This is a genomic window from Sphingomonas gilva, from assembly GCF_003515075.1.
In the GTDB taxonomy this organism is placed as follows: Bacteria; Pseudomonadota; Alphaproteobacteria; order Sphingomonadales; family Sphingomonadaceae; genus Sphingomonas; species Sphingomonas gilva.
On record NZ_QWLV01000002.1, the window covers coordinates 823,287 to 844,492 of the forward strand.

General features: G+C 69.8%; 21 protein-coding genes. 11 read left to right on the plus strand and 10 right to left on the minus strand.

The window, feature by feature from the left end; translation table 11 throughout:
* Nucleotides 1-4: 4 nt before the first annotated feature.
* The 10 genes from D1610_RS08520 (at nt 5) to D1610_RS08565 (ending at nt 8,430) form a co-directional block, all read left to right on the plus strand.
* The gene (locus D1610_RS08520) at nt 5-745 is read left to right on the plus strand and encodes a flagellar basal body rod protein FlgF (RefSeq protein ID WP_118863669.1); all 741 of its coding nucleotides are present in this window, start codon (nt 5-7) and stop codon (nt 743-745) included.
* Nucleotides 746-757: 12 nt separating this feature from the next.
* A complete protein-coding gene (gene flgG / locus D1610_RS08525; RefSeq protein WP_118863670.1) occupies nt 758-1,546 on the plus strand; it encodes a flagellar basal-body rod protein FlgG in 789 nt (262 codons plus the stop codon).
* Between the two features lie 2 nt (nt 1,547-1,548).
* A complete protein-coding gene (locus D1610_RS08530; protein WP_118863671.1) occupies nt 1,549-2,223 on the plus strand; it encodes a flagellar basal body L-ring protein FlgH in 675 nt (224 codons plus the stop codon).
* 11 nt (nt 2,224-2,234) lie between these two features.
* A complete protein-coding gene (locus D1610_RS08535) occupies nt 2,235-3,329 on the plus strand; it encodes a flagellar basal body P-ring protein FlgI (protein WP_118863672.1) in 1,095 nt (364 codons plus the stop codon).
* Nucleotides 3,326-3,607 carry a rod-binding protein gene (locus D1610_RS17365; RefSeq protein ID WP_245942046.1) on the plus strand — a complete coding sequence of 94 codons (282 nt, stop codon included), beginning with the start codon at nt 3,326-3,328 and terminating at the stop codon, nt 3,605-3,607. The genes D1610_RS08535 and D1610_RS17365 overlap by 4 nt, the downstream gene beginning before the upstream one ends.
* A complete protein-coding gene (gene flgK, locus D1610_RS08545; protein WP_118863673.1) occupies nt 3,604-4,914 on the plus strand; it encodes a flagellar hook-associated protein FlgK in 1,311 nt (436 codons plus the stop codon). Before D1610_RS17365 ends, flgK begins: the two co-directional genes overlap by 4 nt.
* Nucleotides 4,915-4,927: 13 nt before the next feature.
* A complete protein-coding gene (locus tag D1610_RS08550) occupies nt 4,928-5,743 on the plus strand; it encodes a flagellin (protein ID WP_118863674.1) in 816 nt (271 codons plus the stop codon).
* Between the two features lie 215 nt (nt 5,744-5,958).
* Nucleotides 5,959-6,822 (plus strand): flagellar motor stator protein MotA, encoded by an 864-nt coding sequence (gene motA / locus D1610_RS08555; RefSeq protein WP_118863675.1) that lies wholly within the window; start codon nt 5,959-5,961, stop codon nt 6,820-6,822.
* A 3-nt stretch (nt 6,823-6,825) separates the two neighbouring features.
* Nucleotides 6,826-7,737, plus strand: coding sequence for a flagellar motor protein MotB (locus tag D1610_RS08560; protein ID WP_118863676.1), 912 nt, complete (start codon nt 6,826-6,828; stop codon nt 7,735-7,737).
* Between the two features lie 39 nt (nt 7,738-7,776).
* Nucleotides 7,777-8,430, plus strand: a complete 654-nt coding sequence (locus D1610_RS08565; protein ID WP_118863785.1) for a glutathione S-transferase family protein — start codon at nt 7,777-7,779, stop codon at nt 8,428-8,430.
* Nucleotides 8,431-8,432: 2 nt separating this feature from the next.
* Here D1610_RS08565 and D1610_RS08570 read toward each other — a convergent pair whose 3' ends face one another.
* From D1610_RS08570 to D1610_RS08590, 5 genes are all read right to left on the minus strand, one after another.
* Nucleotides 8,433-9,266 carry a lytic transglycosylase domain-containing protein gene (locus D1610_RS08570; RefSeq protein WP_118863677.1) on the minus strand — a complete coding sequence of 278 codons (834 nt, stop codon included), beginning with the start codon at nt 9,264-9,266 and terminating at the stop codon, nt 8,433-8,435.
* Between the two features lie 36 nt (nt 9,267-9,302).
* Nucleotides 9,303-10,757 (minus strand): mannitol dehydrogenase family protein, encoded by a 1,455-nt coding sequence (locus D1610_RS08575; protein WP_118863786.1) that lies wholly within the window; start codon nt 10,755-10,757, stop codon nt 9,303-9,305.
* A gap of 63 nt (nt 10,758-10,820) precedes the next feature.
* Nucleotides 10,821-12,155, minus strand: coding sequence for an alpha/beta fold hydrolase (locus D1610_RS08580; RefSeq protein ID WP_118863678.1), 1,335 nt, complete (start codon nt 12,153-12,155; stop codon nt 10,821-10,823).
* A 16-nt stretch (nt 12,156-12,171) separates the two neighbouring features.
* Entirely contained in the window at nt 12,172-12,615 is a 444-nt protein-coding gene (locus D1610_RS08585) for a helix-turn-helix domain-containing protein (protein ID WP_118863679.1), read from the minus strand.
* On the minus strand, nt 12,612-13,004 hold the full coding sequence (locus tag D1610_RS08590) for a UrcA family protein (RefSeq protein ID WP_118863680.1): 393 nt from the start codon (nt 13,002-13,004) through the stop codon (nt 12,612-12,614). The genes D1610_RS08585 and D1610_RS08590 overlap by 4 nt, the downstream gene beginning before the upstream one ends.
* A gap of 245 nt (nt 13,005-13,249) precedes the next feature.
* Here D1610_RS08590 and D1610_RS08595 point away from each other — a divergent pair, with 245 nt between their 5' ends.
* The gene (locus D1610_RS08595) at nt 13,250-14,125 is read left to right on the plus strand and encodes a helix-turn-helix domain-containing protein (RefSeq protein ID WP_118863681.1); all 876 of its coding nucleotides are present in this window, start codon (nt 13,250-13,252) and stop codon (nt 14,123-14,125) included.
* Between the two features lie 13 nt (nt 14,126-14,138).
* Here the strand turns inward: D1610_RS08595 and D1610_RS08600 are convergent, their stop codons facing one another.
* The 5 genes from D1610_RS08600 to galB form a co-directional block, all read right to left on the minus strand.
* On the minus strand, nt 14,139-14,480 hold the full coding sequence (locus tag D1610_RS08600) for an amidohydrolase family protein (RefSeq protein ID WP_222926965.1): 342 nt from the start codon (nt 14,478-14,480) through the stop codon (nt 14,139-14,141).
* Between the two features lie 35 nt (nt 14,481-14,515).
* The gene (locus D1610_RS08605; RefSeq protein WP_118863787.1) at nt 14,516-15,376 is read right to left on the minus strand and encodes a sigma-70 family RNA polymerase sigma factor; all 861 of its coding nucleotides are present in this window, start codon (nt 15,374-15,376) and stop codon (nt 14,516-14,518) included.
* Nucleotides 15,373-15,834, minus strand: a complete 462-nt coding sequence (locus tag D1610_RS08610) for a carboxymuconolactone decarboxylase family protein (RefSeq protein ID WP_118863682.1) — start codon at nt 15,832-15,834, stop codon at nt 15,373-15,375. Before D1610_RS08610 ends, D1610_RS08605 begins: the two co-directional genes overlap by 4 nt.
* Nucleotides 15,835-15,966: 132 nt before the next feature.
* Nucleotides 15,967-18,411: a glycosyl hydrolase 115 family protein gene (locus D1610_RS08615; RefSeq protein ID WP_118863683.1), complete on the minus strand. Its 2,445-nt coding sequence runs from the start codon at nt 18,409-18,411 to the stop codon at nt 15,967-15,969.
* Nucleotides 18,408-21,128 (minus strand): beta-galactosidase GalB, encoded by a 2,721-nt coding sequence (gene galB / locus D1610_RS08620; protein WP_118863684.1) that lies wholly within the window; start codon nt 21,126-21,128, stop codon nt 18,408-18,410. Before galB ends, D1610_RS08615 begins: the two co-directional genes overlap by 4 nt.
* Nucleotides 21,129-21,206: the final 78 nt, after the last annotated feature.

A 21,206-nucleotide genomic window follows, 5' to 3' on the forward strand; every position in this document is an offset into this window, starting at 1 on the left:
CGACATGGACCGCCTGATCTACACCTCGCTGACCGCGATGCGCGGCGCGATGGCGCGCCAGACGGTGATCGCGTCGAACCTGGCCAACGCCAACACCACGGGCTTCCGCGCCGAGATCGCGAACAGCCAGTCGCTGTGGACGACGGGCGGGCCGGCCAATGCGCGCGTGCTCGCCTCCGAAGAGGTGCTCGCCGCCGACATGGACGCGGGGACGGTCACCGAGACCGGACGCGCGCTCGACATCGCGCTTTCCGGCGACGCGCTGCTGGCGATCCAGGCGAAGGACGGCGACGAGGCCTATACCCGCCGCGGCGACCTGATGCTGTCCGACACCGGCCTCCTGACCACCGGCGACGGCGCGCCCGTGCTCGGCGAAGGCGGGCCGGTGACGCTGCCGCCCGCCGACAGCGTCAGGATAGAGGCCGACGGCACGGTGTGGATCGTCCCCGAAGGCGGCGATCCGACCCAGCCCAGCCAGGTCGAGCGGCTGAAGCTCGTCACCCCCGCCGGCTCGGCGGTGGTGAAGGGGATCGACGGCCATTTCCGCGTCGAGGGCGGCGGCGCGCTGCCGTCCGATCCGGACGCGCGGCTGACCGCCGGCGCGCTCGAAGGCTCCAACGTCAATGCGACGCAGGCGCTGGTCGACATGATCGACGCCAGCCGCGCCTGGGAGACCCAGATCAAGCTGCTCTCCACCGCGCGCGAGATCGACGACGCCGGCGCCAAGCTGATGCAGCTCAACTAAGGGGACACGAAGATGACCAACGCAGCCCTCCACGTCGCCCGCACCGGCCTCGACGCCCAGTCGGCGCGGATGCGCGTGATCGCCAACAACCTGGCGAACGTGAACACCACCGGCTTCAAGAAGGAGCGCGCGAGCTTCGAGACGCTCGCCTATCAGGCGATCACCGCGCCCGGCGCGCCGTCCTCCGCGGAGAACCGCTACGCCACCGGGCTGTCGCTCGGATCGGGCGTGAAGATGACCGGCACGTCGCGGATCGACACGCAAGGGAGCTACCAGACCACCGGCAACGCGCTCGACATGGCGATCGAGGGCGCGGGCTTCTTCCAGGTGCAGCTGCCCGACGGCCGCACCGCCTATACCCGCGCGGGCAATTTCCAGCCTTCGGCCGAGGGCCGCATCGTCACCGGCGACGGCAAGCCGCTGATCCCCGAGATCAGCATCCCCGAAGGCGCGCAAGCGATCACCATCGGCGCCGACGGCACCGTCTCCGCGACGCTCGCCGGCGCCACCGAGGCGACCGAGCTGGGCCGGATCGAGACCGCGCGCTTCGTCAACCCGGCGGGGCTGCAGGCGCTGGGCGACAACATGTTCGCCGAGACGCAATCGTCGGGCGCGCCGCAGGTCGGCTCGCCGGGCATCGAGGGCCGCGGCGCGGTGCGTGCGGGCACGCTCGAGGGCTCCAACGTCAGCGTGGTCGAGGAGCTGGTCGACATGATCGAGACCCAGCGCGCCTACGAGGTCAATTCGAAGATGATCTCGGCGACGGACGAGATGCTGCGCACCATCAACCAGAATATCTGACGATGATCCGCACCCTCACCCTCGCCGCCTGCGCGCTCGCCGTCGTCGCCGCGGCCCCTGCCGACGCGCGCAAGAAGAAGAAGTCCAAGGACATCGACTATGCCGCGACGCTGCCGGTCGCGCCGCCGCCCGCGCCCGCGCCCAACGGCGCGATCTTCCAGGCCTCGGCCGGCTATGCGCCGCTGACCAGCGGCAACCGCGCCGCGCGGGTCGGCGATCTCATCACCATCGTGCTGGTCGAGCGCACCCAGGCGTCGAAGAGCGCGACGCAGGTCACCGACCGCGACGGATCGATCGGCCTGTCGCCCCCGACCACCGGCCCGCTCGCGCTGTTCAGCCCGTCGGACATCGGCATGGGCGGCGGCAACAGCTTCACCGGCAAGGGCCAGGCGACGCAGGCCAACGCGCTTTCGGGCGAGATCACCGTCACCGTGGCGCAAGTCTTCCCCAACGGCGCGATGCTGGTGAAGGGCGAGAAGCTGGTGACGCTCAACCGCGGCGACGAGTTCATCCAGATCGCCGGGCTGGTGCGGCCAGAGGACATCACCGCCGACAACCGCGTCGCCTCCACCCGCGTCGCCGACGCCAGGATCACCTATTCGGGCAACGGCGAAGTCGCCCGCGCCAGCCGTCAGGGCTGGCTGCAGCGCTTCTTCTCCTGGATCAGCCCGTTCTGAGGACGACCATCATGCTTCGCATTCTCCTCACCCTTTTCGCGGCATTGACCTTCAGCACCCCGGCCACCGCCGAGCGCGTCAAGGATCTGGGGCAGTTCCAGAGTCTGCGCTCCAACCAGCTGACCGGCTACGGCATCGTCGTCGGCCTCGCCGGCACGGGTGACGACGGCCTCGAATATTCGACCCAGGGGATGAAGGGCATCGCCGCGCGCTTCGGCATCACGCTGCCGCCCAACCTCAACCCCGCGCTCAAGAATTCGGCCGCGGTGATGATCACCGCCGATCTGCCGGCGATGGCCAAGCCCGGCCAGCGGCTGGACATCACCGTCTCCGCGCTGGGCAAGGCGAAGAGCCTGCGCGGCGGCACGCTGCTGATGAGCCCGCTGCGCGGCGCGGACGGGCAGATCTACGCGATGGCGCAAGGCAATCTCGCCGTCGGCGGATTGGGCGTCGAGGCGGCGGACGGATCGAAGCTGTCGGTCAACGTCCCCTCCGCCGGCCGCATCCCCGGCGGGGCGAGCGTCGAGCGCGCGGTCGAGACCGGCTTCGGCGACACGCCCGAGCTGACCTTCAACCTCGCTGAGGCCGACATCACCACCGCGACGCGCGTCGCCGCCGCGATCAACCAGTCGCTCGGCATGGGCCGCGCGCGCGCGATCGACGCGGTGTCGATCGGCATCATGGCCGAGCCCGGCCAGGAAGCGCGGATCGCGCTGATGAGCCGGATCGAGAACCTCACCGTCCAGCCCGCCGACGCGCCTGCGCGCGTGATCGTCAACGCCCGCACCGGCACGGTCGTGATCAACGGCGCGGTGCGCATCCGCGCCGCCGCGGTCAGCCACGGCAAGCTGACCGTCCGCGTCGACGAGGACCCGCGCGTCATCCAGCCGGGCCCGTTCAGCCGCGGCCGCACCGAGACCGAGCAGGCGAGCGACATCAGCGTGATCGAACAGGGCGCGCCGATGTTCGAGACCGCCGACACCGCGAGCCTGGCCGACATCGTCAAGACGGTGAACGCGATCGGCGCCTCGCCCGCCGATCTGGTCGCGATCCTCGAGGCGCTGAAGCAGGCCGGCGCGCTCAAGGCCGAGCTGGTGGTGCTGTGATCGCGGGCGTCTCCTCCGCGCCCGCCGCGGCCGCGAACACCGTCGATCCCGGCCTGCGCAAGGCGGCCGAGGCGTTCGAGGCGGTGTTCGTCCGCCAGCTGATCGGATCGATGCGCGCATCCTCGCTGGGCGACGACATCCTCGGCAGCCAGGCGACCGAGCAGTTCCGCGAGCTGGCCGACGCCAGGACCGCAGAGGGCATGGCCGCGACCGGCGCGCTGGGCATCGCCGACATGCTGATCGCCCAGTTCGCCAAACCGCAGGAGCCCGCGAAATGAGCGATCTGCTGCGCATCGGCGCGCAAGGCGTCGCCGCCTATCGCGGCGCGCTGTCGGTCACCGGCGAGAATGTCGTCAACGCCGGGACCGCCGGATATCACCGCCGCGGCATCTCGCTGACCGACACCGCAATCGCCGGCGCGGGCGATCCCTTCACCGCGCGCACCAACATGGTGGGCGGCGTGCGCGTGACCGAAGTCACCCGCGCGACCGACGCGTTCCTGGAGGCCGAGGCACGGCTGGCGGGCAGCGAGACCGCCGGCGCCTCCGCGCTCGGCCGCTGGCTGAGCGCGGGCGAGACCGGTCTCTCCTCCGCCGCGTTGCCGGCGACGCTGGCGCGCTTCTACAGCGGCGCCGACGCGCTTGCCGGCGATCCCGGATCGACCACGCAGCGCCAGCTGTTCCTGGCGGGCCTGGAGGACGCCGCGGCGGCGTTCCGTGCGCAGTCCGACGGCCTCGCGCGCACCGCCGATGCGATCGCCGCCGAGGCGAAGGCGACGGTCGATGCCGCCAACGCCGATCTGAAGGCGCTTGCCGAGATCAACCGCTCGATCGCACGCGCGACGCCGGGCAGCAGCGGCCATGCCGGGCTGATCGACGAACGCGGCCGCCGCCTGGCCTCGCTGGGCGAGAAGCTGGGCGTGGATGCGCGCTTCGACGCGCGCGGGGCGGTGTCGATCAGCGTCGCTGGCGGCGGTCCCGCGCTGCTCGAGGACGGGCGCACGACGCTGGTGAGCGTGACCCAGGCCGATGACGGCCGCCTGTCCTTCGCGGCGGGCGACACGTCGCTTCAGCCCGCGCGCGGATCGCTTGCCGGTCTGGCGCAGGCGGCGGTCACCATCGCCGACACGCGCCGCCTCACCGCCGATGCGGCGGCCGGTTTCGTCGCGATGGTCAATGACTGGTCGGCCGCCGGGGTCGACGCCAACGGCGCGGCGGGCGCCCCGCTCCTCACCGCCGACCTGACGATGACCACCAGCGATCCGGCCAAGGTCGCCGCCGCTTCCGGCGGAGTGGCCAACGCCAATGCGCTGGCGCTCGGCGCCGCACGCGACGGTCACGGCATAGAGACGGCGGCGCAGGGCGCGGTCGACACGCTCGCCCAGCGCCTCTCCTCCGCCCGCACGCGCGAGGATGCGCTCGTCGCGCACCGCGACCAGCTCGACGCCGCGCGCGCCGATATCTCGGGCGTCGATCTCGACCGCGAGGCGGCCGAGCTGCTGCGCTTCCAGCAGGCGTACGACGCCTCGTCGCGCGTGATCCAGATCGCCCGCGAGACGCTGCAATCCATCCTCAACATCTTCTGACGCGAGAACGCCCATGCTGATCGGCCCCCGCATGCACCTGGAGATCGCCGCGCAGGGCAGGCTCGCACGCGAGATCGCCCGGCTTTCAACCGAGATTTCAGGCGAGAAGCGCATCCTTGCGCCGTCGGACGATCCGCTCGCCTCGGCGCGCGTCGCGGCGATCGCGCGCGACCAGACCGATCAGACGATCTGGAAGGCCAATGCGCAAGCCGCGGCGGCGCTCGCCCAGCGCGCCGACACCGCGCTCGCCGACATCCATGCGATGATGGACCGCGCCGCCGAACTCGTGACCAGCGCCCGCTCGCCGGGCGGCGACAAGGCGGTCGCCGCCGCCGAGCTCAACGCGCTCGCCGCCGAGATGCGGCTGGCGATGGCCGCCGAGGATTCGCGCGGGCAGGCGGTGTTCGCCGATGGCGAGCCGCTGGCGGCGCCGGTCGGGAGCGGCGCGCTGCTCGCCGCCAATCCCTCTCGCGCATCGGTGTTCGGCACGGGCGGCGATACGCTCGCCGACCGGCTGGAGGCCGCCGCTGTGGCGATCGGCGGCAGCGACGATGCGGCGATCGCCGCATCGCTCGACGCGATCCAGGCCGGCCAGGCGCGGGTCACCGATGCGCGCGGCGCGCAGGGCGTCCGCGCCGCGCGGATCGACGCCGCGCTCGACAGGCTGGCCGCGCAGGCGACCGCCGCGACCGAGGAACGCGTCGCGATCGAGGCGACCGACCTCACCCGGGCGATCCCGGAGCTGCAGGCCAAGCAATTGACGCTGGAAGCCGCGCAGGCCGCCTTCACGCGCATCAACCGTCGGACCCTGTTCGACCTGCTGGGGTAAATCCTTCCCGTTCGCCGAGTAGCCCGTCGAGCTTGTCGAGACGGCGTATCGAGGGACCGTGCCCGGCAGGTGTCTCGATACGAGCCCTCGACAAGCTCGGTCTCTACTCGACACGAACGGAGGGGGTTTGGCTGACGCGAAGATTAATTCCAGCGAAACCATAAAGTCGCGGCCTCCCCCGCCGTTAACCCAGGTGGGAATTAGCGGGGACCATCATGTTTTCAGCCGTCGGAGTCGTCATTCTGCTCGTCATGGTCTTCGGGGGCTTCATGCTCACCGGCGGCGATCTCGGGGCGGTGATGCATGCGCTGCCGCACGAGATGCTGATCATCGGCGGCGCGGCGATCGGCGCGCTCGTCACCGGCAACTCGCTTCCCGAGCTGAAGGCGCTGGGCGGCGGCGTGGTCAAGGTGTTCAAGGGCGCGAAATACACAAAGCAGGATTATCTCGACGTCATCTTCCTGATCTCCCGCCTGATGAAGATCATGCGCACCGACGGGCCGGTGGCGCTGGAGCCGCATATCGAGGACCCGGCGGCGAGCGCGATCTTCAGCGAATATCCCCGGCTGCTGGCCGACGGCACGCTGGTCCACCTGATCTGCGACACATTGAGGCTGGTCGTCGTCTCCTCGGGCACGCTCGATCCGCATGCGGTGGAGGAGGTGATGGACAACAGCCTCAAGACCCACCACCACGCGGTGATCAAGCCCGCCGACACGCTGCAGAGCCTGGCCGACGCGCTGCCCGCCCTGGGCATCGTCGCCGCGGTGCTGGGCGTGGTCAAGACGATGGGATCGATCGACCAGCCGCCCGCCGTCTTGGGCGCGATGATCGGATCGGCGCTGGTCGGCACCTTCCTGGGCGTGCTGCTCGCCTACGGCATCGTCGGGCCGATGGCGACGCGCGCCAAGGCGGTGATCGAGGCGGACGCGGCGATCTACCACGTCGTCAAGCAGATGATCATCGCCTCGCTGCACGGCCATCCGCTGCCGCTCGTCATCGAAGCGGCGCGCTCGGGCATCGCGCACATGAACCAGCCGGCCTTCGCCGACGTGTTCGACGGCATGCGCGGGCGCTGAGCGATGGCGAGCAAGGCCGCGCCGCGCGGAAAGAACGAGCCCGAACCGCGCCCGATCATCGTCAAGAAGATCATCGCCGACGGGCATGGCGGCCATCATGGCGGCGCGTGGAAGGTCGCCTATGCCGATTTCGTGACCGCGATGATGGCGTTCTTCCTGCTGCTCTGGATCCTCGGCGCGACGACCGAGAAGCAGCGCAAGGGCATCGCCGACTATTTCACCCCGACCCTGGTCGAGATGCGCCAGAAGAGCGCGGGCGCCAACGGCCCGTTCGGCGGCGACGCCTTGAACGCGAAGGAGAATTATCCGCACAAGGCGGCGCAGACCGGCTCCAGGGGCATCACCATCCCGCGCGACGCGACCGGCGGCATGCAGGAGGGCGCGGGCGACAAATCGGCCGATCGCAAGCGCTTCGAAAGCCTTAAACGCACGCTCATCCGTAAGATGCAGCGCGATCCGGGCCTGAAGCGGCTATTGAAGAACGTCCGCTTCACCGAAACGCGCGAAGGGCTGCGCATCGATCTGGTCGACGAGGCGGATTTCGCCATGTTCAATCTCGCGACCGCCGATCTGCTGCCCGACGCGCGGCGGCTGATGACCGAGGTCGCCGCGGTGATCGCCGCCGTGCCCAACGACGTGATCGTCCGCGGCCACACCGACGCGCTGCCCTATGCCGCGGGCCGCACGACCAACAACTGGACGCTCTCGACCTTGCGCGCCGAGGCGACCCGCCAGGCGCTGCACGCGGCGGGCGTGCCCGAGCGCCGCTTCGCCCGGATCGAAGGCGTGTCGGACCGCGAGCCCTATGTGCCCGGCGACCGCTACGACCCGCGCAACCGCCGCATGTCGATCACGCTCGGCTGGGCGCGGCTGGGGCATGCGCAGCCGATGGCGACGGCGCCGGCGACGCGCTAAAGACAGGTCGCCTTCTCCATCGTCATGCGGAGCTTCACGATGACGCCGACCATCACCGCCTTCGAAAGCTCCCCGGACAAGGGTCGGGGGCTGGCGCGCGACATGCGTGTTCGCTGGGCGCTCGAAGAAGTGGGCCGGCCCTACGACGTTCGCCTCGTTTCGTTCAGCGGGATGAAGGAACCGGCGCACAAGGCGCTTCACCCCTTCGGGCAGATCCCGACCTATCAGGAAGGCGATCTCGTCCTGTTCGAGACGGGGTCGATCATCCTCCACGTCGCGGAGCAAGGTCGGGGCCTGCTGCCCGACGACGCGAATGCGCGGGCGCGCGCGATCACATGGATGTTCGCCGCGCTCAACACGGTCGAGCCGCCGATCGTCGAGCGCGAGCAGGTTCCCTATGTCGAGCGCGACAAGCCATGGTACGAGGAGCGCCTGCCCCTTCTAGAGGATCGCATCCGCGTTCGCCTGGACGATCTCTCCAGCCGGCTCGGCGACGCCGAATGGCTGGACGGCGCGTTCAGCGCCGGCGACCTGATGATGGTGATGGTCCTGCGCCGGCTGGAAGGAATGGACATGATGCAGGAATATCCCAACCTGTCCGCCTATGTGGCCCGGGGCGAGGCGCGGCCTGCCTACAAGCGTGCGTTCGACGCCCAGCTGGCGGTCTTCACCGGCCACGCTCCAATCGGCTGACCTCACGCGCCCAGCGTCGAGACCACCATCAGATAGGCCAGCCGCGCCTGTGCCGGACTGGGCCTGAGCACGCTGCCGGCCGCTTCCGCATCCGTCGGCCGGGCGGCAAGCGCCGCCGTGGTGTCCGGACCGGGCGGCGTCTTGCTCAACACCGGCGAGTCGATCGGATCGCGCGCCGCCATCTGCACCGTGGGCGGCGCACCGCCCTCATTGCCGAGCTTGGCCGCCATCAGCCGATAGACCTCGTCCAGGCTGCGATGCGCGCCGCCGCGCGTGAAGAAGACATTGCGGTTGGCCGCGGCCTGCTGGGGCAGCAGCGCCGCCGCCGACGCGCCGGGGTCGGCATCACGCGCGGCGAGGAATTTCGCCGCGCCGCCCGCGCCCAGGAAATGCGCGAAATAGAGATCGGTGGCGTTGGGCGGGCGGCCCAGCCGCTGCTGCAGCACATCGGCATTGTCGCTGGCGAATTCCGCCGCCATGGCGCTCGCCGCATCGGGATCGCGCCGCAGGCCAAGGATCGCCTGGCGGGTCGCGCCATCGGCCACGCGGTAGCGGCCGTCGCCGCCGCGGGTGATCGCCTGCGCCGCCCAGCCGAGACCGTGCTTGGCGCCGTGGCGCTCGACCACGCCCAGCCAACTCTGCTCGATGAACTGGAACAGCCCGGTCGCAGAGGAGGTTCGCGCGCGCGCGTCGGCGTCGAATCCGCTTTCGACGCGCGCCTGATCCATCAGATAGCCGAAATCGACCCCCGTCCGCGCCGATGCGCGCCACACCGCGTCCGCCACGCGTTCGCGGCGGACGGCCAGGGCGTGCTGCGCTGTGCCGGTGGTCGTCATCCCGCCAGTCATTGACGAAAGCGGTTAACGAACCCTCTATGCGAGGAGGGCGGCGGCGCCCTTTTCGGCCAGCCGCCGGTGCGCGACGGCGACGGGTTCGCGGAAGCGCGGATCGGCGGCAAGATCGGCGGGGAACACCGCTTCCAGCCCCAGCAGCGCGTCGACCTGACCGGACGACGTCTCGCGCCCGGCGATCCGCGCGGCGGTCCGGGCGGCGAGCGGATCGTCGACGACGAACGCCGCGCCCGCGTCGGTCCGCCCCGCCTGCCAGCGCATCCAGCCGGCGATGGCGAGCGCCAGCGTGTCGATCGGCCGGCCGGCGGCGATCCGCGCCGCCGCGGTCGCGACCAGCCGCTGCGGCAGCTTCTGCGATCCGTCCATCGCGATCTGACGCGTGCGGTGCGCCAGCGCGCTGTTGGCGAAGCGCGCCATCAGCGCGCGGCGATAGGCGGCGATGTCGAGGCCGGGCGGCGGCGACAGCGTCGTCTCCGCCTCGTCCCACAACGCCTCGACCAGCGCCCGTCCGCCCGGCCGCGCGACGACCTGGTCGACCGTCTCGATACCCGCCAACCCGCCCAAATAGGCGATGGTCGAGTGCGCGCCGTTGAGCAGGCGCAGCTTCGCCTCCTCCCAGGGCGCGACATCGTCGGTCAGCTGCACGCCCGCGCCGGCGAAATCGGGACGCTCGCCGGCGAAGCGATCCTCGATCACCCACTGGCTGAACGGCTCGGTCTTGACCATCGCTGCGTCGGTCACCCCCAGCCCCCCGGCGAGCGCGGCGATGTCCACCGCGCTGGTGGCGGGAACGATGCGGTCGACCATCGTCTGGGGAAAACGCGCGGCCTCGGCGATCCAGTCGCGCAGGGCGGGATCGCGCGCCGCCGCCATCGCCAGCACCGCCGCTTCCAGCTTGCGCCCGTTATGCGCGAGATTGTCGCAAGAGATCGCGGTGAAGGCGGGCAGGCCCCGCGCGCGCCGCTCGGCGAGCGCCGCGACCAGCAGGCCGGGCACGGTCCGCGGCGCGCCCTCGCCGGCTATGTCGGCCGCGACGTCGGGATCGCCGCTCAGCAATTCGCCGCTCGCCGGATCGAGCCGATAGCCCTTCTCGGTCACGGTCAGCGTGACAAGATGCGTGTCGGGGTTCGCCAGCGCGCCGATCAGCGCGGCGGGATCCTCGGGCAGCACCAGCACATCGCCGACCGCGCCGATGATCCGCGCCCGCTCCTCGTCCCCGTCGCGCACCAGCAGCGTGTAGAGCCCGTCCTGCGGCGCGAGGCTGTCGCGCACGCCGGGCGAGCGCAGCGACGCGCCGCGCACGCCCCAGCGCAGGTCACCCGCGGCCAGCAGATCGTCGAACACCACCGCCTGGTGCGCGCGGTGGAACGCGCCGATGCCGAGATGGACCACGCCGGCGCGGACCTGCGCGCGGTCGTAGGCCGGCCGGGCCACATCGCGCGGCAGCCGATCGATCGTCTCGGACGACAGTCTCATCTTCACCCTTTCCTGACGCGTGGTCCTTTAGGGGCCGCGCGCAAGCGGGTGCAAGCGCCGATCCTAGCTCGCCGCGGGCGCTTTCATCGTGTCCTTGATCCACGCGACCAGCTGCGCCGTCACCGCGGGGTTGAAGGGTTCAGGCTCGGCCAGCGGCGCCCCCTTGCGCGCGCGAATCTCGGCGCGGCTTCCGGTAAGCTCCATGCCATGCCCGGTATCGGGCACGCCGACATAGCGCGCGGTGCCCGGCCGGTAATGGTTGACGATATCGGCGATCAGGCGCTGATCCTCGTCGAACAGCGCGATCACGTCGCTTTCGCCGTAGAGCGACAGGACCCGGCTTTTCGTATCCGCCCAGGCCTTGACCAGATCGATCGCGGCGATCTGTTGCCAGAAGCGCGCATGGCGGCCGAACACCTGCTCGCTGCTGTCGGTGCCGAACGCGTCGCGCGCCGCCGCCGCCAGCGCGGGACTCGTTGCGGCGATCCGGGCGGGCATTTCGCCGCCGAAATAGAAGCGCCGCATCGCCTCGCGCGCGGCCTGCGCCTCGGCATATTCCTTCACCGGATCGGCGCCGTTGAGCATGAATTCCTGGAAGGTGCCGAGATCGTGCATGTAATCGGCCCAGTTGCGCACCACCGTCCCGTAGACGGCGATACCGCGCGGCGGGCGTTCGGCGGCGAGCAGCGGCGCCTGGATCCCGCCCATCGAATGACCGAGCATGATGATGCGGCCGGTGGGGACGCCCAGCTCGCCGGTAAGGTGCCTGTAGGCGGCGCGAAAGGCGTCGAGCTCGGTCGTGAAGTCCATTTCCGTGCACGGCATACCGCCGCTGCTGTCGCCGACGCCGGGCTTCTCGACACGGTAATAGCCGATGCCCGCTGCGATCAGATCGGCGCCCACACGGCGATGGATATTCTCCGGATTGGGCGATTCGATCGTGGTGCAGGTGTAGCCCTGGATCAGGAACACGATCGGCGGCTCTTCCACGCCCTCGGGCAGCACCAATATGTCGCGCAGCCGCCCGCCGCCGAAATCCACCGAGCCATAGCGCGTTACGCCGCCAGCATAGCTTTCGCGCGGGCGTGCGACGGCCTTTCCCTTCAGGGCAAGCGTGCGGTCGCCGCGCTTCACGCGCAGCGTCAGATCGGCGCCGGCGATCGGCGGGCGGCCGTTCGGCGGATAATCGTCGATCAGCACGTCGCCGACACGCATCCCCATGCGATCGGCGGTCTGGCCGGGTTCGACCCGGTCGACGCGAAAACCGCCCGCGGGCGCGGGTGACAAGCGCGCGCCCAGCCAGGCGCGGCGAGGCAAGTCCTCCGCCGCGAACGCGGGAAGGGATGCGCCGCCCAACAGGACGGCGGCGGCGATTGCGGAGAGGTGGCGGCGGATCATCGCCGCCAGTCTAGCCTCACGCCGCCGCCGCCGTCTTGTTCGTTCTTGCCAATTCCGGCGTCGGATAGCCGGTTCGCGCCAGCAGCCGCAGACCGGCCTCGTCGATTCCGATCCAGGTCGTGCGCGATTGCTCCCGATCCGGCTCGACCCGCAGCCTCACGCCCCAGTGACGGATCGTCTCGACCGGATCGGCGCCGCCCAGCTCGGCCAGCTTGTGCCGGATGCGGTGGAGCAGCACGGCGCGCGCCGGTGCGCTCGATCCCAACGCCTCGTTGACCTCGGCCCAGCACAGCCGGCTCCGCCGCATGATCAGCGCGAGCAGTTCCGCCTCGGTCGGCGAGAGCGGGATGAGCCGGTCGTTCCACCAGATCCGGATCGGATCGAAGGTCGCGGTGAGCGCCCCGCGCTTGATCACGGGGCGTCGTGCGCTGTCGCCTTCCGGACAATCGATCTCGATCATCGCGCGACCACCAGCCCTGCTGCCGCCACCGCCGCTTTGGCATCGCCGCCGCTCTTCGCCGCGAGGCGGACATTCTGGACCAGCGCCACCACCTTCGGCTCGAGGCCGGCCATGACCTCCTTGTGGCAAGCGCTGCGATTCGCCGCGCTCGGCCTGATGAACCGGCCATATTGATCGGTCGTGCAGACGCCGTAGGCCGCCGAGCTCAGCCGCTTGCGCAGCTTGCGCTCGCCCGCTTCAGTAGTCAGGTCGAGATCGCGATAGGATACCTTACGCGGCTTCGGCTTGGCCTCCTCGATCTTCTTCACGCCTCCCGCGGCGGCGGGCGCCGTCACCAGTCCGGCTGTGAGCAGAGCGGCGAGGCCCATGGCGCTCATCAAACGTTTCATCACTCACCTCCTAAGCGCTGCATGACGCAGCCCTTCAAAGGTACTCCCTGTCGCTCAGCGGGCATTTGTTCGTGCTTGCCAGAAAGCTGAAAAAATGCCGGATATCCTGGGTTTTTCGCAAGATCGAACAAGTTGGGCGAGGTCTTCCCACCTTCCGAGTCACTGAATTAGTGTATTATGATACTAATACGCGTTCACGTCCGATTCAGCCTCTGTAAAGCAAGGGTGATTCGGGAGGGCCGCTGATGTCGGCAGTGTTGGTCAGGATGGACAAGCACGTCGATACGCCGGCGCCGGCAGTGCCGGACGGCAAGGTTGTCGTGTCCCGCCTCGGCTCGGGCGAGAGCCGCATCCTCTGCTCGCTCACCTCGATCAAGCTCGTGCTGGAAGGCGAGGAGATCCATGAGGTCGACGGCCGCGCCCACATCGTACGGCCGGGCCAGATGCTGATCGTCGATCGCGGCGCCGAATATCGCGCGATGCTGCGGCGCAACGTCACCACCATGGGGTTCTGTCTCTATCTGCCCGGCCCGGTGGGTGAGCCCCAGCCCGAAAGCCCGCTGCTGGGCCGCGCGCTGATCCTGTCGAGCGAGGCCAGCCGGCTGGGCGCCCTGGTGCGGCAGCACGGCGCGCGGCTGCACCAGAGCCTCGATCCCGACGCCGCCGATCCCGTGCTTCAGGAGGTCCGCGCCGCGCTCAACGACACATTGGTCGCCGCCGCCGGAAACATGGCGCGGATCGATGCGAAGAAGGCCTCGACCCGGCATGAGGTGATGAACCGGCTGGAGATCGCCCGCGCCTATCTGCACGGCCATCTCGGCCGCAGCGTCCCGCTGCCCGAACTGGCCGGCGTGGCGGGGCTGTCGGGCTTCCACCTCGTCCGCTACTTCTCGGCCGTCTACGGCCTTCCGCCCGCGCGCTATCATCGCAAGCTGCGGCTCGAGAACGCCGCGCGGATGCTTACCGGTTCGCATACTTCCGCGACGGAGGTCGCCGACAGCGCGGGCTACGGCGATCTGAGCGCCTTCACCCACGCCTTCACCCGCGAATTCGGGATGTCGCCCAGCGCCTATGCGCGCCGTTCGGCCGATCCCCGGATCGGCGGGGACGAAAGCGCCTGATCAGCCGCGCCGATCATCCCGCCCGCGCGCGACGAAGCCATAGCGGCGGTTGGACGGATTGGCGCCCGCCGGCGACATACTCCGCCTTGATCGCGGCGAAGCGGTCGGTGGCCGAGGCGGCGGCGGCGATCGGGGGCTCGATACCGTAAAGCCGCGCATTGTTGCCGCCGAAGATCGCCGTCTTGACCGGCCCGTCGGCGGCGCCCAGCGGCGCGAAGCCGTGCTTGCTCCGCATGTCCTCGGGAATCTCGAGGCGGCGCAGACCTTCGATCTGCCATTGCGGCGATCCGGTCCACACCGCATCGGTGCCCCAGCAGACATGGGTCTCGCCCAGTCCCTTGACCAGCTGCCCCATGATCGCCGCGCACAGCCGCGACCATGCGGCATAGCCTAATGCAGGTGCCTCAGCTTGTCAGGATTGCGCATCACATAGATCGCGGCGACCATCCCGTCCTCGATCTGGAGGGCGGTCGTCTGAAGCTCGCCGTCGCCTTCGCGGGTGACGAAGCCCGGCAGGCCGTTGATCATCGCGGTGCGGACGAGCGTCGACCCCTGCTTGCGGAACATCGCCGCCAGCCCCTTGTGCACCTCAAGGACGCGATCGAAGCCCAGAATGGGCCGCATCGCCGCGGGCCGCTTGCCGCCGCCGTCCGAATGGATGCTGACATCGGCGGCGAGCATCGCGCCCAGCGCGGTCATGTCGCCGCTGCGCGAGGCGGAAAAGAAGGCGTCGGCGATTTCAAGGCCGCGCTCCTTCTCCACTTGGAAGCGTGGCCGCGCCTCACGGACATGCGTCCGCGCGCGCGAGGCGAGCTGGCGGCACGCGGCCGGGTCCCGCTGGATCGTCGCGGCGATCTCCTCGAAGCCGAGCCCGAACACGTCGTGCAGCAGGAAGGCGGCGCGCTCAAGCGGCGAGAGGCGCTCGAGCGCGAGCATCAGCGGCAGGGTGACGTCCTCTTCCTCTTCTTCCTCGATCACCGGCTCGGGAAGCCACGGGCCGATATAGGTCTCCCGCTGGCGCCGCGCCGATTTGAGCTGGTCGAGGCACAGCCGCGTCACCGTCCGGCGCAGAAACGCCTCGGGCTCGCGCACCTCGCTGCGGTCGGTCCGCATCCAGCGGATGAACGCCTCCTGCAGCACGTCCTCCGCGTCGGCGACCGAGCCGAGCATGCGATAGGCGACGCGCGCGAGGCGGGGACGCAGCGGGTCGAAGCTCGCCGCCGCGTCCCGGTGGGCCGCGTCGCCCGTCACGCCGCGGCCTTGGCCGCCGCAGCCGGCTCGAACCACAGGCCGAAGCCGACCGCGATGCGGTTCCACCCGTTGATCACATTGATCATCAGCGTCAGCTTCACCTGCTCCTCCTCGGAGAACTGGGCCTTGAGCGCTTCATAGGCGGCCTCATGCGCATGGCCTTCGGAAAGCCGCGTCAGCGCGTCCGTCCAGCCGAGCGCGGCGCGCTCGCGGTCGGTATAGCACGGCGCCTCCCGCCAGGCGGAGAGCAGGTAGATACGCTGCTCGGTCTCCCCTTTCGCCCGCGCCTCCGCGGTGTGCATGTTTATGCAGTTGGCGCATCCGTTGATCTGGGAGGACCGGATCTTCACCAGCTCCATCAGCGTCGGCTCAAGGCTGGCGGCGACGGCAATGGAGGTGGCCATCCAATTCTTCATGAGAAGGGGAGCGGCGGCGATCGGATCGAGCTTGGCGGTCATTGGTCGGTCTCCTTTTCTGGTTCCGACCACATGACGAGCCGACATGGCCATGTGTGACATGGACGAGAAAAAATCCGCCCAGCACATTGGACGGCGCCATTGGCGCCGCGCCGCCATGGCCGAGCGCATTGGTTACCGGCCGATTCCCCACGTGCGAATGCGAAGCTGCTCGATCACCACGCCGGGATCGACCATCCAGAGGCGGATGCGATGGCGTCCGGCCGTTTCGATCCGGTGGCGGGACGTCGTGATCCGCACCGAATTGCTGACCGCCTCCGCCCATTCGCGCTCGCCGGTTCCGGCCCACAGGTCGATCGTCTGCGGCGGGGCGTCGCCGATCGCGATGGCGTAGCGCCGCCCGGTTCCCGTCACGTCGAGCGAGGGCGCCGCGAGCACCTCCAGCTGAACCTCGCCGCGGGGCAGCGTGACGTCATATTCCAGCATCGGCCCCTCGCCCGCGGAACGCGCGGAAGCGATCTGCGGCCAGGGCGTGACCGCGCGTCCGGTGATGCCGAGGCCGGGCACGGTGATCCAGCGGGCGTCGCCGTCCGGCCGCTGGCTGGCGAACGCGGCGGCCTCGATCGTCAGCGGAGCAGGCAGAGCCGCCGGGCCTTGCCTCGGGGTCGCGGCGGTTCCGGGGACGACGCGATGCACCTGCGGCATGATGTCCGTCTCGGGCTGCTGCCAGCCGGTATAGCCGATATGCGTCTGGGCCATCATGTGGCGCCACTTGCCGCCCTTCAGCGATTCGTAGCGCCGCCGGATCGCGCGGTCCTCGGCGAACAGGCGTTCCGCCTGGTCCGCCAATGCGTTCGCCTCCAGCCGCCCTTCGGACGCCGCGCGGCGGTTGCGCGCGACGGTCACATAGAGGCGCGCGAGATTGCCCGCGGCGCGCACCGGATGCTCGACCAGCTGGAAGAACGCCGCCTCCGCATCGGCGGCGATCATCGGCCGCACCGCATCCACATCGCGGTCTAGCGCCGCCCATTCCGCCAGCACGCCGGCCGCCTCGCCATTGTCGAGGCTCCAGCTGTCGGGCGACCACAGTTCGGGCTTCTGCCGCGCGAGATAGCGCGTGGTGCGGTCGAGGATCGAGGCAATCGCGGCGGCGCTCCCCGCGCCGAACTGCTCGGCCGCCCAGGCGCGGTGATAGTCCGCCATCGCGTCGACGGTCATCGCGGCCGGGTTCCACGCCATGTCGAGGAAGAAGCTGGTCGGCAGCTCCATCGGCTTGAGGTCGCCGACATTGACGATCCACAGGCGGTCGACGCCGTGCGTCCAGGCCAGCGACATCTGCTCCCAGGTCCGCGAAATCTGGTTGGTGTTGAGCCACTTGTAGTTGCGCGGTCCGCCGACATAATCGAAATGATAATAGACGCCGTAGCCGCCCGCCCGCGTCTCGCCGGGCTTGGGGAGGCGGCGGATATTGCCCCAATTGTCGTCGGCGAACAGCAGGGTCACGTCGTCGGGCACCTGCATGCCCTGATCGTAATAGTCCTGCACCTCCTTGTAGAGCGCCCATATCTGCGGCGTCTGCTCGGCGGGCTTGCCGGTAACGTCGGCGAGGATGGCGCGCTGGTCCGCGACAATGCGTTCCAGCAGCGAAATCGCGGTGCCCTCGATCATCGGCTCGTCGCCGTCGCCGCGCATGCCGATGGTGACCAGCGCCTCGCGCCCGGCGTTGCGCTCGATCCCTTCGCGCCAGAACCGGCGCAGCCGGGCGGTGTTGGCCGTATAGTCCCATGCGCCCGCCTTCTCGCGCTCCCATTCGACATGCGCGCGCAGCATCGGCTCGTGATGCGAGGTGCCGAGCACGATGCCCATCCGCTGGGCGAGCGCGGCGCTGGCCGGATCGTCCTGCCACAGCGATTTGCCCCACATCGCCGGCCACAGGTAATTGCCCTTCAGCCGCAGGGTCAGCTCGAACACGCGTTCGTAGAATTTCGCGTTGATGCCGCCGAAACTGGCCCTCGCCCATTCGCCGAGCGCCGGCTCCTCGTCGTTGAGGAAGATGCCGCGATAGCGCACCGCGGGCGCATCCGCGCGGCTGCCCGTGGCGACGAACAGGTTCGCCCGGCGGGCGACGGGCACGTCCGCCCACCAAGCCCAGGGCGACACGCCTGCGCGCCGCGACAGATCATAGACGCCGAAGATCGCGCCGCGCCGGTCGGCGCCGGCGATCACCAGCGCGCGCTCGACGCCCGGCATCGGCCGGTCGACCACCTGCTGGACGAAGCCCTCCCAGCGCCCGGCGGCCCCGCTCACGTCCAGCCGCCCTTCGGCGACCAGCCGGTCGATCAGCGGGCTCGCGCCGACGACGCCGATGATGATCGCTCGATCGGACGCCGTATCGTCGCGCACGCCGAGCGCGGCAAGATCGCGCGCCAGATCGTCGGCCGCGTCGCGCACGCCGGCATCGCCGCCGGGCTCGACGACAATCCTGGCCGGGACGCCCTCGGCGATCAGCGACAGCGCGCCGGGCGATGTCGTCTCGCAGATGGCGGCGTCGCCGGTGCAGGCGAAAGCCGGCGCGGCGAGCAGCGACAGCAGGAGCGCGGCGATATGCGCGATCTTCATCGCCTGGCGGCCGCGGCGGTGATGCTTGCGCGTCCGGCGGTCATCCCCTCCGCTTCCGCGATCAGCGTGATGCGGCCGGGCGTCTTCGCCCGGACGATCGCCAGCGCCTTGCCGTTGAAGGCGGCGCGCCGCGCGGAGGGGAAGGCGGTCATGTCGGTCGGATCGCCGTTGTCGGTCGCGACCAGCTCGCCCGGTCCCTCGATCCGGAAACGGATCATCGCATCCGATCGGGGCGCGATCCGCCCCTCGGCATCGACCACATCGATGGTGACGAAGGCGAGATCGCGGCCATCGGCATCGATGCGGCTGCGGTCGACCGTGGCCGAAAGCTTCGCCGCCGGTCCGGCGGTGGTCTTCGTCGCGGTCGCCCAGGGCTCGCCGTCCTTCCAGGTGACGACCTTCACCTCGCCGGGTTCGTAGGTCACGTAATCCCAGCGGAAGCGATAGGCGAAGGGCGCGCGCTTGATGCGCCCCTGCGACTTGCCGTTGACGAACAGCTCCGCCTCGTCGGCCGAGCTGAAGACGTGGACCGGGGTGACCTCGCCCTCGCGGCCCGGCCAGGTCCAATGCGGCAGGATGTGCGCGAACTTCAGGTCGGGGCGCCAGCGCGACTGATAGAGGTAGAAGCGGTCCTTGGGAAAGCCGGCCAGGTCGACGATGCCCGAATAGGAGCTGCGCGAGCTGTAATAGGGCGTCGGCTCGCCCAGATAGTCGAACCCCGTCCAGACGAACTCGCCCGCGACGAACGGATGCTGGTCCTGCGCGCTGAACTCGCGGTCGGGCGAGGAGCCGAAATCGGCGGAATGAAGCTCATAGGCGCTCACATGCCGCGTCTCGGGATCGCCGCCCGATCCGGGGCGGACCGGCCCGCTGACGCTGCCCGACACGGGGAACAGGAACTCGCCGCGGCTGCTCAGCGTCGAAGCGCTCTCGCTTTCGAAGATCACCTTGTCGGGAAACTTCGCGCGGAAGGCGGCATATTGGCCGGGCAGCGTGCGCACGCCCGCGCCCTGATAGTTGATGTTGATGACATCCACCTCGGCGGGCAGCGGCATCTCCGGCCGGGCATAGTTCATCGCGGTGGTGGTCGGACGGGTCGGGTCCTCCTCGCGCACGATCGATACCAGCCGCCGCGCGATCTTCGCCCCGTCCTCGCCGGTATATTGCTCGCCCACCTCGTTGCCGATGCTCCACAGGATCACCGATGGATGGTTGCGGTCGCGGCGCAGCATCGATCGCAGGTCGGCCTCGTGCCAGTCGGGGAAGATCAGATGAAAATCGAGCGGCGTCTTCTTGCGTTCCCACACGTCGAACACCTCGTCGATCACGAGGAAGCCCATCCGGTCGGTCAGCTCGAGCAGCTCGGGCGCGGGCGGATTGTGGCTCATGCGGATCGCGTTGACCCCCATCTCGCGCAGGATCTCGAGCTGCCGCTCGGCGGCGCGGGCGTTGAACGCCGCGCCGATCGCGCCGAGATCGTGGTGGTTGTTGACCCCGTTGAGGCGGATGTGCTCGCCATTCACCACGACCCCCCGGTCGGGATCGAACCGGACGTCGCGAATGCCGAAGGGCGTTTCATACCGGTCCACCACCCGCTCATTCGAGCGGACGGTGGACACCATGACATAGCGATTGGGCTGCTGCGTCGGCGGCGGTCCCCATAGCCGGGGCTTGGCGATGCGGGCCGATCCCGCGAACCGCGCATCGGCGTTCGGCGCTATCGGCAAGGACACGGGCGCGATGCGCGCCACGGGCTTGCCGATGCGCAGCCCATTCTCGTCCAGCGCGTAGATCCGGCTCTCGACCTCGACCGCCGCCTCGCGATCCGAGCGGTTGTCGATCTTGAGCGCCAGATCGACCCTGGCCGACGCCGCGCTCACCTCGGATGTGGTGACGAAGCTGCCCCAATGGCCGACATGGATCGGATCGGCCTTCACCAGCCAGACGTCGCGGTAGAGCCCGCCGCCGGGATACCAGCGCGAGGATTCGGGCGGATTGTCCAGCCGGACCGCCAGCTGGTTGCGCCCGCCCGGTGCGACATAAGGCGTCAGGTCGAGCCGCCAGCTGTTATAGCCGTAGGGCCACCCGCCGACGAGCTTGCCGTTCAGCCACACCGTCGCATAGGCCATCGCCCCTTCGACATCGAGGAAGATCGACCGCCCCGCATCGCTCGCCGGAATGTCGAGCGCTTTGCGATACCAGCCGATGCCCCAGCTTTTCAGCCGGCCCATCCCGCCATAAGGCCCCTCTTCCAGGAACGGCCCCTCGATCGCCCAGTCATGCGGCAGGGTGACGCGCTGCCATGCGCTGTCGTCGAATCCGGGCTGGACATAGGACACATCGCCCCCGGGATGGCCCGCCGGGCGGACATGACGCTTCGCCGGATCGGCGATGAACGGGTTGGCGGTGGGCAATATCCAGGGCTTCAGGACCTTGGCCCCCGCCCTGCGGACGGCCGCCGCCTCCTCCGGCTCGGCATCGGCGATGCGGCCATCGGCGGTGCGCTCGACCTTGGGGCGGACGTCGTAGCGCAGATCGACCGAGAGCCCGGCGGGGTCGCCACGCGCGAAGCGCCAGTCGTCGCTTATCCGGATGCGTTCGCGGCCGCCGCCCGCCTGCCCCAGCGCCGGCGATGCGATCAGCAGCCAGCCGATCGCCAAGGCGAAACATGCCTGCGCCAGGGCCGGCACGCCGCCCTTCAACCGATTGCCGCGCATGTCCCCTCCTGAAGCCGTCCAGCCGATATTTTGCGGCTTGCGTATCGATAGCGCTAACATACTGTTCGAGCAATTATC